Annotated in this window: 12 protein-coding genes; 7 read left to right on the plus strand and 5 right to left on the minus strand. The window is 64.5% G+C overall.

Translation table 11 applies throughout. From position 1 onward, the window contains the following. The first annotated feature begins 533 nt into the window (after positions 1-533). The 4 genes from ACAG24_RS29155 to ACAG24_RS29170 all read left to right on the plus strand — a co-directional run bounded on the left by ACAG24_RS29155 (position 534) and on the right by ACAG24_RS29170 (position 5,107). Complete coding sequence (locus ACAG24_RS29155) at positions 534-1,640, plus strand: FHA domain-containing protein (protein ID WP_370476313.1); 1,107 nt, start codon at positions 534-536, stop codon at positions 1,638-1,640. 163 nt (positions 1,641-1,803) lie between these two features. Beyond that, on the plus strand, positions 1,804-3,321 hold the full coding sequence (locus tag ACAG24_RS29160) for a neutral zinc metallopeptidase (RefSeq protein WP_370476316.1): 1,518 nt from the start codon (positions 1,804-1,806) through the stop codon (positions 3,319-3,321). Between the two features lie 305 nt (positions 3,322-3,626). Continuing rightward, the gene (locus tag ACAG24_RS29165) at positions 3,627-4,691 is read left to right on the plus strand and encodes an IS110 family RNA-guided transposase (RefSeq protein WP_370476318.1); all 1,065 of its coding nucleotides are present in this window, start codon (positions 3,627-3,629) and stop codon (positions 4,689-4,691) included. Positions 4,692-4,795: 104 nt separating this feature from the next. Further along, entirely contained in the window at positions 4,796-5,107 is a 312-nt protein-coding gene (locus tag ACAG24_RS29170; protein ID WP_370476320.1) for a hypothetical protein, read from the plus strand. Positions 5,108-5,244: 137 nt separating this feature from the next. On the opposite strand, the gene ACAG24_RS29175 is transcribed toward ACAG24_RS29170, so the two are convergent. Next, positions 5,245-6,333: an ESX-1 system-associated protein gene (locus ACAG24_RS29175; protein WP_370476323.1), complete on the minus strand. Its 1,089-nt coding sequence runs from the start codon at positions 6,331-6,333 to the stop codon at positions 5,245-5,247. Between the two features lie 95 nt (positions 6,334-6,428). On the opposite strand from ACAG24_RS29175, the gene ACAG24_RS29180 reads away from it, so the two are divergent. The 3 genes from ACAG24_RS29180 to ACAG24_RS29190 all read left to right on the plus strand — a co-directional run bounded on the left by ACAG24_RS29180 (position 6,429) and on the right by ACAG24_RS29190 (position 7,952). Further along, positions 6,429-6,782, plus strand: coding sequence for a type II toxin-antitoxin system RelB family anti-toxin (locus tag ACAG24_RS29180; protein ID WP_370476326.1), 354 nt, complete (start codon positions 6,429-6,431; stop codon positions 6,780-6,782). After that, the gene (locus ACAG24_RS29185) at positions 6,779-7,255 is read left to right on the plus strand and encodes a hypothetical protein (RefSeq protein WP_370476329.1); all 477 of its coding nucleotides are present in this window, start codon (positions 6,779-6,781) and stop codon (positions 7,253-7,255) included. The genes ACAG24_RS29180 and ACAG24_RS29185 overlap by 4 nt, the downstream gene beginning before the upstream one ends. Positions 7,256-7,643: 388 nt before the next feature. Next, a complete protein-coding gene (locus ACAG24_RS29190) occupies positions 7,644-7,952 on the plus strand; it encodes a hypothetical protein (protein WP_370476332.1) in 309 nt (102 codons plus the stop codon). Positions 7,953-8,602: 650 nt separating this feature from the next. Here the strand turns inward: ACAG24_RS29190 and ACAG24_RS29195 are convergent. The 4 genes from ACAG24_RS29195 to ACAG24_RS29210 form a co-directional block, all read right to left on the minus strand. After that, positions 8,603-9,583, minus strand: a complete 981-nt coding sequence (locus ACAG24_RS29195) for a hypothetical protein (RefSeq protein ID WP_370476334.1) — start codon at positions 9,581-9,583, stop codon at positions 8,603-8,605. 677 nt (positions 9,584-10,260) lie between these two features. Continuing rightward, complete coding sequence (locus ACAG24_RS29200; protein WP_370476336.1) at positions 10,261-10,494, minus strand: hypothetical protein; 234 nt, start codon at positions 10,492-10,494, stop codon at positions 10,261-10,263. A gap of 266 nt (positions 10,495-10,760) precedes the next feature. Beyond that, a complete protein-coding gene (locus ACAG24_RS29205) occupies positions 10,761-11,462 on the minus strand; it encodes a hypothetical protein (RefSeq protein WP_374150817.1) in 702 nt (233 codons plus the stop codon). A 93-nt stretch (positions 11,463-11,555) separates the two neighbouring features. Beyond that, entirely contained in the window at positions 11,556-12,104 is a 549-nt protein-coding gene (locus ACAG24_RS29210; protein WP_370476341.1) for a hypothetical protein, read from the minus strand. Positions 12,105-12,282: the final 178 nt, after the last annotated feature.

Consider the following 12,282-nt stretch of genomic DNA (forward strand, 5'->3'; position numbering starts at 1 on the left):
GCAGCGCTGGGGTGCGGCGCTGCGGGCGGGGCGGCAGCGGGCGGACCCGCAACCCCGGGTGCGGGCGGCGGTGCTTGGCCTGGCGGCGGTGGCGGGGTGGGCCGCGTGAACTGCGGCGCTTGCAGCGTGTTCTGCTGGTCGAAAGGCACCGGCTGCGGCGGGCCGCCGTGCGGTGCCGGTCGGTGCGTCGGGCGGCCGGTGGGCTCCTCGGCGCGCCGCGGCGGCCGGTCGTGCGGATCCATACTTCCCCCGTGTAGTCGGTGTGTGCCGAGAGGCGCAGCGGCACCGTGCAACGGACCAATCATCGCATGGCCATTGCACCCCCTCGCGCACGAATTATTTGCCGCTCCGCGACCACGCAGGCGTGTGCCAGAATGAACGTCGGTATCGGCGCTCAACATTCGCAGGGGCCGCACACGCTGGATGCCCACGCCAACGCATGACAACGGTTTGCGCGACCAAGGGCTCTACCAGCAAAGCAATAGCAAAACCATCGCACGGGAAGATCCGTGGGTCGTTGATGAGGAGAGCGGATGTCAGCACCACAGCTCGACGCTCCCGGCGAGGCGCCGGCCTTGGCGATCGAGGTCGCAGGACAGCGCCACCTCGCGCAGGCGGCCGGGGGCGCGGTGGTGATCGGCCGAGAGCTGCCCGCCCAGATCCGCATCACTGAACCCGGGGTGTCGCGCACTCATCTGCGGATCGAGCCCACGCAGGGGCGGTGGACGGTGACCGACACCGGCAGCCGCAACGGCACCTACCTTCGCGGGGAGCGGATCGACTCGATCGTGGTCGACCACCCGACGACGGTGCAGCTCGGCGACCCCGCCGGGATCGACGTGCGGCTCACACCTACTCCCGCAACACTCGCCGACGCCACCCCCGGCGCTGCGGTGACCGAACACTTCGTTCTCGATGCCGCCGAGACCACCGACCGGGTGGATGCGACGATCGCCCGTGCCGGCGCCGCGGTGGCGGCCCGCCGCGAAGAGCTGGGCTTATCGCAACGCAAACTCGCCGATGATCACATCGTGAGCCAAAGTGTGCTGGTCAAGTTCGAACGCGGCGTGCATTGGCCCCGCGCGAGCACCATCGCCAAGATCGAGGCCTACCTGCGGTGGCCGCCGGGGCTCATCCACCGCATCCGCCGCGGCGCCGCGGTGCCTGACGACGAATCCACCGAGGTGCTCTCGCCGACCATTCAGGTCGCCGTCCTCATCGACGCGTCCGAAATCGCGCTCGGCGGCCTGCAGGCCCGCGCCGCGGTGCTGCCGCCCTCCGACAGCCCCCGGTTCAGCAGCGAAATCGCCGTGCTGCTGGCAGAACTGCGGCGCCTGGAACGCACCGTGGCCGCTGCCGCCCGCACCAGCACCCGCCGCCCCGAACTTGCCCGCCTGCTCGGCGATGTCCGCCGGGCAAGTAGCGAGCTGATCGCTGCGGCGGCCCAGGCTCCAACCGCCTCGCTGGGACAACGACTGGCCGCGGTGCGCAATGCCAACCGGCTCAGCATCGACGAAACCGCCAGTGCCGCAGGGGTCCCCGCCGAGGACATCCACGCCGCCGAATCCGATCGACTGGTCAGCGCCGACGCCGCGACCAGCCTCGAGCAGTTCATCGACATCGTCAGCGACGAGCGCTGACCGGATGAGCTACCCCAGCAAGTGGCGCACAAACCCCGCCGCCGATCACCGTACTATGAGAACACCCCAACGCCAGTCCATCAATTCCACTGTCCGTCAACACACTTCACCCGACACGCCTCGGCGGCCACGGATGGAGGTCGTCAGGCCAGGAGTACGCCCCATGAGTATCGCCATCCCGCCCGGCCACCACCGCGGCCGCGGTGACACCGCGGCGCCGCAGCGGCGGCTACCACGGCTAAGAGTCGTCGCCGCAGTGGCGGCCACCGTGGCCCTTGCCGGCTGCGCGACCACGACCGAGGGGCAAGGGCGATCAAGTCTGTTCAATCCCAACACTGTTGGCGGCATGGCTGTTGTCGAGGGGCCCAGCGGTGTCAGGCCAGACGCGCCCGAGGCCGAAGGGACTGTGGACTACACCGACAAATCCGAGGCCGATGAGTTGGCGTTGCTGGCGGTCAACGACGTCGTGCAGTATTGGGAGGAGCACTACACCGATCCACCGTTCGACGGGACGTTCGAGCCGGTCGAAAACCTCGCCTCCTATGACTCCACCGACCCCTCGGGGCCGCGGCTGTGCGGTCAAGACCTCTACGACAGCCCGAACGCGTTCTTCTGCCCCCGCGCCGACCTGATTGCCTGGGACCGTGGCGAACTCGTCCCGACCGGCATCAATTACTTCGGCGAGGCGTCCATCGCGGCGCTGCTGGCCCACGAGTACGGCCACGCCGTGCAAACCCTGGGCGAGATCGTCGACCGCTCCACCCCGGTCATCGTCCGCGAACAGCAGGCCGATTGCTTCGCCGGCAGCTACATCCGCTGGGTGGCTGAAGGGTCCTCGCCGCGTTTCCAGCTCAACACCAGCGACGGTCTCAATCGTGTTCTGGCTGCAGCGATCACGATCCGCGACCCGGTGTTGACCCTCGACGATCGCGCGATGATCGAAGAAGGCCACGGCACCGCCCTCGATCGGGTCGCGGCCTTCCAGACCGGCTTTATCGACGGCGTGGACGTCTGCGCGCGCATCGACCTCGAACAGATCGAAGCCAGCCGCGGCGACCTGCCGATGATGCTGACCCCCGATGAGAGCGGCACCGTGCCCACTGGGGATGCACCCATCACCGAGAAGCTGGTCACCACCATCATCGACGCCCTCAATCAGGTCTTCGGGCCCGCGCAGCCACCCACCATCACTGTGCAGTCGCCCGCACCGGCGTGTCCCGACGTGGAAGCCACCCCGCCGGCCGCCTACTGCCCGGCCACCAACACCATCGCTGTCGACCTGCCTGCCCTCCAAGCGCTGGGCAGCACAGCAGGCACTGAAGAGCGTGTCCTCGTCCAGGGCGACAACAGCGCGATCTCGGTGCTGACGTCCCGCTACACGCTGGCGTTGCAGCACGAACGCGGTGCGCCCATCGACACCGTGACCGCCGCGCTGCGCACCGCCTGCCTCACCGGGGTGGCGCAGCGAAAGATGGTGGAGCCCATCCAAACACCGCAGGGCGGGTCTATCGTGCTGACCGCCGGCGACCTCGACGAAGCAGTCGCGGGACTGCTTAACAACGGCATTGCCGCCAGCGACGTCAACGGCATCACCGTGGCCGCCGGGTTCACCCGCATCACGGCCTACCGCTCCGGGCTGATCAACCCCGATGCCGAGGCCTGCTACACCCGATTCCCCTAGACGAGCGCTGCGCGTTCTGACCAGCCCGGGGGAGTCCGTTGCCGAGCAGCGCGCTACCACCTCGTACTAGGCTGGCAACGTCTGGGACGTCGCGGTGTGGCTCTGCGGCTTGTTGCCGCCTCACGAGGCTGGCTCCGAATGAGCACCGCCAGCCGCCTCTGCTCCCGGGCGCGATCACCATCGATGATCACCCGCCGCCGGGCTGAATGTTCAATTGCCGCTTGCAGCTGGCTGACTTGTAGCGTGCCGGGCGCGGGTGATCATCAGCACTTGCGGCCCGGCTCGGGGGGCCGCACTGTCGATCTGTGACTACACCGTTCACCATTGGGATCGATGCCCACAAGAGCACCCACACGCTGGTCGCCCTCGACAGCGCCGGCAAGGTCTGCGGTGAGCGCACCGTCAGGGCAGTATCCGAAGGACATGCCGAGGCGCTGCGGTGGGCGCTGAAGTTCGGCACCGATCTGGAATGGGCGGTTGAAGACTGCCGCGGATATACCCGGCTGCTGGAGCAAGATCTGTTGGCGGCTAACCAGCGGGTCATTCGGGTGCCTCTGATCCTGATGGCGCATACCAGGAAGGCGGCGCGGACACCCGGAAAATCTGACGCTATCGATGCCACCGCGGTCGCTCGGGCGGCTCAACGCGAGCGCGACCTACCGGTGGCGTTTCACGACGAGAAGACCTGGCAGCTCAAGCTTTTGATGGACCGGCGCGATGACCTGGTCACGCAGCGGGTCGCGTTCACCAATCGGCTCATCCAGCGCTTGCACCTCCTCGATCCCGCCAGGGCGCGCCCCCGAGACCTCACCCGGGCAAGCAACCGGCACCCGCTGGGTGAGTACTTGTCCACACGGCCTGGCCTGGAAGCAGAACTGGCATCCGAAGAACTGGCCGATATCGACAGGTTCAGCAGGAATATCGACGCTTTGACCAAATCCATCGGCGATCACGTCCGCGAACACGGATCCACGTTGACCCATATCCCCGGTTGCGCGGAGATCACCGCGGCGAGGTTCATCTCCGCAGTGGCCAACATCAGCCGCTTTCGGAATGAGGCGGCTTTCGCTCGCTACGTGGGCGTCGCACCTCAACCCGAATGGTCTGGTCTCAGCCGGGGACGAATGCAGCTCAGTCGCGGTGGGAACCGCCAACTCAACTCCGCCCTGCACACCATCGCCGTCGTTCAGATCCGCCTCGACGGACCCGGGCGCGCCTACTACCTGCGGCGCATCGAGGAGGGCGACACGAAAGCCGGTGCCCGCCGCTGCCTGAAACGCAAGATCTCCCGCACGGTCTACACGCGATTGAGAGCGGACTATCGACGCGCAACCGAAACAGGCCGTGCGCCCAACCATCACCGCGATTGATGTGGCGGGGATGCGATGGGCCTTCAGTCCCCTGCCCACCACCGGGTGCAGGGAGGCAGGTTCGACGTCGTCACTGCGCTCGCACCGAGCGGTACGCTGGCCCCGTGGCGCCTTTCACGCTACGCGGTTTGCGCGATGATCTGGCCTCTGTGCTGCCGAAGGTGCAGCGCCGAGCACAGACAGCGGTTCTGGTGACGGGCCGTGGCGTCGCCGGACTCGTGCCTCCACGCAGCCCGGCCTGGGTGGCGGGAGCAGCAGCGGAGCGGATATACCGCACCGCCCCGGATCCCGCGTGGGACAGCGTTCTTCGGGCCGCCCGCATCGACGGCGTCATCGACGACCCGTGGGCGCAACGCCCACAGCCCAATCCGAATCGGACATCCCGGGAGTGGTTCACCACAGTGGCGTTTTTCTGACGTCGGCAGAATTGAGAACCACACCGCCCACGCGCAACTCTCAGCGGTGCGCACCACTGAGGCCATCAACCGCTATCAGAGCCTCCGGCCCTCACTGCGCCTGTGCCGCCGCGCTTTGGTAACTCGCTGCCGTGGATCTAGTTTCGGACGGCGTGGCAGGCCTGATTGGTCAATGCCTGCAGGCGCAGCGCGGCATTGTCGAGGTGGGAGTCCGGCAGAGCGTACTCAGGGATCGAGAGCGCAAACGCCCGGCGGTAGTGCGCTGCCAGCGCCGCAAAATCGGCGGCAACCAGATTCCCACTGAGCAGTCCCAGCAATTGGGAGCGGTCGGCGTTCTGCTGCATCACCCCCGCGACGTTCTCGCCAAGGGCGCGCTGCTCAGCTGACCAGGAGGAGGCGGGAAGAAGCGGATCGTGGCGCCCGCGCCATTCGCGCGTTGCGTCGGCGTACTGAGAGACCATTGCCACCCATTCATCGCAAAAGGCCGACGGTTCGGCAATGTACCTGGCGGCCTGACCGGGGTCGGTCAGCGGCACGTCGGGCACCGGCGGGGGACTGGGTAGCGTCAGCGGGCTTCGCGACCCTGCCGCGCCGAAATCGATTGCCGCGCAAATGGCGTTGACTGATTCTGCTGCGTTGACGGCAGCGCGTGCCAGATGGTCGGAGGCCGGCCGGTAAGCATCAATGCTGTCGGCGTAAGCCTGCCAGTAGGCGATCGCCTGGCCGTACAGCTCGCGCATCACCCGATGAGGGGTCGCTTTAGCCAGGGCGACGGTCTTGTCTGCTGCGGCACGCATCGATGCGGCGACCGCCTCGTGCTGGCTTCGCTGTGCCGGAGTCCAGTGAGACGCCGGAATCGACGCGTCACGGTCATTCCAGCCGTTGCCCAGGCTGGTGTTCAGCGCGGCGGCGATCGGCTCCCACTGCGGGCAGGTCGGCTCGTCGGTGATGATGCTGACCGGGTCGTTGTCGCGGGCGCTTGCAAAGTCGGCGGAGATGGTGGCCGGTGTCGGCGGCGGCGCGGGCGACGATCGCGCGTCATCGGACTGTCCGCGACTAAACCACACCGTGGTCAGCGTGACCAGCACAACCAAAGCGAGCGCGCTCCTGCCGACGATCCGATCGTGTCGGTCGCTGGGCTGCAACGGGCGTCGCACAGGCGGCGGAATCATCCGGACCGACGCTACCGTCACCGCCGCGACGGCGTTCACCGCGTCGCCCGCCATGACCGCATCACGCCCATCAGCAGCGGGAATGGGCGGACCTGGCGGCCGGGCCGGTTCACCGACCAATCTGATGCACTATTGGCTATCATGGTGGTATGGCGCGGATGGGTCCCACTAAGAGCGCGGCCGTCGACCGCCTCGCGGGCAACCTGCTGAAACTAGCGCGTATCGAGCGCGGCATGACCCAGCGTGAACTCGCCGACGTCGCCGGGGTCGCCCAGTCGACCATCGCGCGCATCGAGTCCGGCTCGCGGCAGCCGTCCCTGCCGCTGCTGGCACGAATCCTGGCCGCAGTTGACCTGGAGCCGCGAATCACCCTGGCCCCCTACGACAACCATGACGACATTCTCGACGCGACCGAAACACGCCTTAGCGCAGCAGAATTGGAGGAGCGTCGCGAGAATCAAGACCGCTTCGCCTCAGCGCTGCGGCAGGGCGCGGCGCTGTGACCCAGGAGTTTGACCCGAGGCACATTGTTGAGGTGCTGGATCGCCACGGCGTGCTGTACGTACTGATCGGCGGTTATGCCGCCCAACTGTACGGTGCACGCCGTCCGACCAACCACCTCGACATCGCGCCATCGAATCAGCTCGAGAACCTTGACCGGCTGGCACATGCGCTCCACGAGCTCGACGCCGGGATTCGTGTCGATGGCAGTGACACCGGGCTGCCCTTCTCGTGTACAGCGGAATCGCTGCGCGGCATGCACACACTCAACCTGCGCACGAGCGCCGGCGATCTCGACCTCACCTTCGCCCCAGCGGGCTTCGGCAACGGATACACCGACCTCGAACCGAACGCCGTGGCCGCCGTTATCGATAGGCCACAATCAAAGTCGCCCGCCTCGATGATGTCATCAAGTCCAAATCAGTCGCGGCACGACCCAAAGACCTCGACGCACTGCCCGAACTCATGCGGCTAGCGAAGACCCGCGACCGGACACAGCGGAAGCCTCATCGCCGTCGGAGTTGCGGCGGGTCAATCGGCTAACGCGCTGATCCCCGGCGCACCGTGTCGACCGGTGGTGAAAACTTGTGCGCGAGAGGTGGAGCGTCTCTGGTTACCCTTTCTTGGTGACACACCACGGCAAAGGTCCCTCGGGCTGGTACGACGACGGAACCGGCACCGGCACGCAGCGGTGGTAGGACGGGCAGCGCTGGACCGAGCACCGCACCCCGCCGTCGCCGCATAGACCCGCTCCTTACCCGGGCCACCCGGTCGCGCCCGGGCCAATACCGGCACCGTGGACCGGCTACCCCTGCGCGCCCGCCTTGAAGCGCAGCCGCCCGCGGAGGATTCTCCCGATCGCGGTGGCTGTGGTCGCGGTGCTCGTCGCCGCGTTCGTCGCGTACAGCTTCTTCGCCCCCGGCAACGGCAGCACCGAGTGGTACAACGAGGGCTACGCCGCGGGCCGTGATAAAGCGGTCAGCCTCTATAACCTCAGTGGCAACGCCGAATCGGCGCGCAACCTGGCGTTGATCGACAAAATTAGAATCGGCGACTCGACGCGGACCCGGCAGGCCAAGGAGCTGAAACGCGTGTGCCTACAGGCGGTGAAGGATCTGGGGGGAGAATTCGACATTGAGGCGATACGAGACCACCAGCGCGCCGTGCGCTGATCGAAGCAGAACGAGCGCGACGTGCGACGGTACCGCCGCTGGGTAGTCCTGCACGTCGGCCGGACGTATTCGCAGCCCGCGAATTCGGGACCACGGTGAGCAACGCAACGATCCACTACTTGCCCAGACCAAAGCCCCGATGCGTTAGCAATTTGCGCTTCCTACGAAGGCATGTTTGGGCCGCGAGCGAGGTTGGAGCTACTTATGGAGGCGAGTAGTTTCTCGTCTGAGGACGCGATTAATCCGCCCGCAGATGGTGGCTGGCCGGACTGTCCGACCTTCAAGGGGCCATGTTGGCGGTCGCAGGAGCCGTGGTTGTGTGTGCGGTCTCTTCCCTGCACGAACCAGCAGCTTTACTCCGATTTGGCGCAGATCAGGAATGATGTCGACGCCTGGTCTGACCTGTGGTTCGAGCTGGCCGCCAACGGCGAGTCGCTAGGTCCGCGCGTCATCTCTGGCGACCCCGACAGGCTGGGGCCGCTCCCCGGAGATGAACTCCTCTGACGGGTATTTCTGTGTTTGCAAGGCTGGGTGAACGTCTGGCGCACTTCGGGTGTGTCGGTCCCGGTCAACTGGAGTTTGAAGTGTGGGGCGCGGGGGGACAAGCACTGAGATCGAACTAGCCAGTATTCAGAGGTGAAGTCATTGAGTCAACTATTATGCTGCGGCGGCAGGTCTACTGGAATGCCTTTCGGATCGAATGGCTGAATCCTAAGCGATTTCGAACTAATGCCAGAGGCGGCCCATTCCAATATCTTGAATTGAAGAATAATTCGCGAAGTTTGGTCAGGCCAATCCTCCATCAAAATTCTATTCTTCACGTGAGTATTGTTGCCAAAATAACTTGGCGATCCCCGCTGATTTGCGATGGCCTTGAACCTGGCAGCCTGGTCCGCTGCGTAATCCGGAGTTATCTCCTCGGCGCCAGCCAGTATTGCTTTCGCGGTTGTCGCGAGCCCTACCAGGCTTCCCCGGAACACCTTCCGTCCGTCACCCTCGTTGATAGCCCAGATAAGGTACCGCTGTTGGTGGGAGGGCAACCATGGCAAAAGGCAGTCCAGTCGCTCCTGACGAATCACATCATCGAGGTATTCCCACGAAGCTACGACGGCACCCCAGGCATCCTCATCGGTTTCGTGCAGTCTGGCTCCTAGCTCTCGATGTCTTCGCACGGCGAGTGCTGCGCATCGACCGCCCTCCTGGAATAGCGCCGCGGCGGCGCTCCTAGAACCGCTCCGGTAATCCCGCCCGGGATGGTCTTGAAGATATAGGTCGTGCAGAGCGTTTAGGCTATCGGCAAGTTCGCGAGGAATTGGGACCATCTGCTCGTACACAGGTCGGTTATGCGCCGTATATGCGTTGACCGCATGACTGAAGTCTCGAAGAGCTGCATGAGTCGCCCGTTGGACGCGGCGCTCCCTCCTTGCGACATCGCTAGCATCGTTAATTTCCTGAATTACAAAAATGACAAACGGAATACTGAAACATAAGCCGGTAAGCGCGCTCAACATATTGATGGAGAAAGGGAAATCGGCAAGGATTCCCCTTACATCCGTCCAGAGTCCGATCGCGAGGAGAAATAATCCAAGAAAAGGAAGTAAAACAACAAAATACCGCGCCCAAATCGGCAAGGACCACAAGCTATTCGCGCTTTTCGCCACCTGGGCAGTGAGGCGCTTAAGAATAGATGCAGTAAGGCTTGCTAGCTTCTCCCGACCTGATCGGATCCATCGACGGTATCGGTCTGCCACCCGGCCCCTCTTAGATTGGCACTAGTAGTTCGCCCGAACGTACAACTTTCCACAGTCTCTGGCGAATCTTCGAAGGAAAGCACGGTATCGATCTTCCACGACCCAATGGCGCCCGGAAGTGGTATCTGGCGCCAGTCCTTTCAAGCCGCGCTGCGCGGGACGTCAGTTGTGTCAACTGACGTCCGCATCTGGGGGTGAAGATAATCCGATTGGCGATGAGTAGATCGACGTGGCCACCACGGGCGGTACCGTAAGACGAAGACAGCATTCGTCGGGACATGATCGAGCAGCTAAACGCACTCGCCGCCAAGCGAACCTGACGCGCGTGGTCGTCGGGGCCGCCCGATTGCACGTTGGTGGGTCCCCGATCCGTCCAGACCCTAAAGTGCCCAGCACCTCGGCGCGAGGCTCGTGGTGTCAGATCAACCGTGGGCGGCCTTGCTGGTCTTAGACGATGCGGCGTTCGCGGCGCAGCAGCGCGTCGAGAAGGGCGTTGATGTGTGTAACGGCGCGGTCGTCGAGGCGAACGGCCCCATGGGGCATGCAGCCGAAAGACCTCACCACGCACGCAGCGTCTCCATATCGCGCAGCACTTGCATGGCCTCAGCGCGATCGGCCTCGTCTTTGGCAAGTGTTTCCGCCTCGGCGCGAACCGCCGCGTTGGCCTTCCGTCGGGCGGCATCGATCAGAGCAGATCGAACGGCTGCGGACACAGCAGTGCCATCTTTGGTCAGCACCTCCAACGCCTTCCAAGTGTCCTCGTCCGGTCGAAAGGTAATCGTGTCAGCCATAGCACCAGTGTGCGACGATTGGTAAGGCCGTCGCTGACGTCTCTACCTGCTAGTGCTCCACATCGGTTGGGTTTGCGCAACTACCCGAAGGGCCTCGCGCACATCGCCTCCGGGCCGTCGACTATCGGCTGACTAGTACCGGTGCACGTGCTGATCGCGAGGCGCTCATCCGTTTACGCCTGCTCGGCGGCTCACCGAGCCGCTGCGGAACGGGGGCGGCAGTGCCGGAGTACCTCGAAAGATGCGGAAGCGCTGACCGCCGACGATTAGCCGTTGGCAGTGCAGGAACGCGCGTTCTGATCTAGACCCCAGTGCCGGGTGATCACGGCCGGTATTGGCAAACCGGCCACGGCTGCGTCGATCAGGGTATGCGCCGGCATTTTCCTGCCGTGGTGTTTCCACCGGCCGAACGGGCCGTTCGAGGGACCCGACGCCAGGCTGTCCAGGTAGTCATAGGCGAGTGACACTCGGGCGTCGTGCAGCCATCCACCGGGGCCACGCTGGTCCTCAAGGAACGTCATGGCGATCTCGTACTCCGAGCGCAGCGTCCGGTCGGCGCGCTGCTTGTCTTGAGCCCGGGCCAGCTGCTCAACGAGCCTCCGAACGTTCCACCCGTTGGGCCCGAACTCGAAGCCGGGGGGCATGCATCCCACCACCTCAAGCTGACGGGCACGGATCTGACGCGCCTCGTGGCGCAGCTTCGGCTCGTGGCCCAACACGCGCAGCGGCTTGACCTTCCAGACCTCCCACGGCATAAAGCTGTGGGCCTTACCGAAATTCACCATGTCGACCGGCTCTTCAAACAGGCGAAACCCGTTCCACGCAAGTGAGGTCAGGCGGCGGCCGGGCCGTAGCTTCGCGAACCCCTGGATATTGATCGTGTCGCGGCCGCGGTACGCCGCGACATACCACGGGCGGGCGGCGATGTCGGCGCACGCTTGGGCATCCCTTACGGTCATGTCACCCATTGTGCGTCCCAGAGGTGACATCGGAACATGCTGACTGGCGCAGCGGCAGGTTCCCGCAGTGATTCATGCCGACAGCCTCCATGGGTTGTTTTGTCACAGTGACGATTCTGTGTCGACGGCCTCGCTGTCGGCAGGAGGTAGGGCCCATTCGTCCCAGTGCTTTTCGGCGTACTTGAGTGCCGCAGTGATCTCGCTGCGCTCCAGGACGCCGCCGCCGAGGCTCCGCGCCAGCCCTTCGGATACGTCAGGGAAGGCCATGGATTGTTGGACGGCATCCCCAAGCGACATCGCGTAGTCGGTGACTGCTCGCATGAAAATCTTGTCCGGGTCGGTCCGCCAGGCCCAGCCCAAGACACGCCCAAGAACGTCGCCCGCATGGGTCAGGACGAAGTGGTCACCTTGCCACTGGGTGTTGTCGGCTGCGACCCACGCAGCTTCTTTGTCGACCACGGCGCGCATCATGAACTCCAGAGCCAGCGGGTCATCAATGATCCACGTCGTTGGTGGCACGAGGTGCGCCACGATCTGTGCGCCGGACACAATATGCGCCATTTGACCGCTTTGCGCTTCAGCCACAAGGCTATTGAGCTTGGGCTTTGCGTCGGTGACTGTCCACATACGCGACGCCGTGATGTTGACCATGCACCTATGCTACCGTGATGAAACTGAAGTTCGGTACTGATATTGGTACTGCTTTCGAGACCTGATTTCAGGTACCGATAAGCGTCGTTATGTTAGGTAGTAAGTTGGTTATTCGCATGGTATGCGAATAGATCAGTTTCTGATAACACCTCCACCGGCGATCGGTCATGTTGCGGCA

The organism is Mycobacterium bulgaricum (assembly GCF_041287165.2).
In the GTDB taxonomy this organism is placed as follows: Bacteria; Actinomycetota; Actinomycetes; order Mycobacteriales; family Mycobacteriaceae; genus Mycobacterium; species Mycobacterium bulgaricum.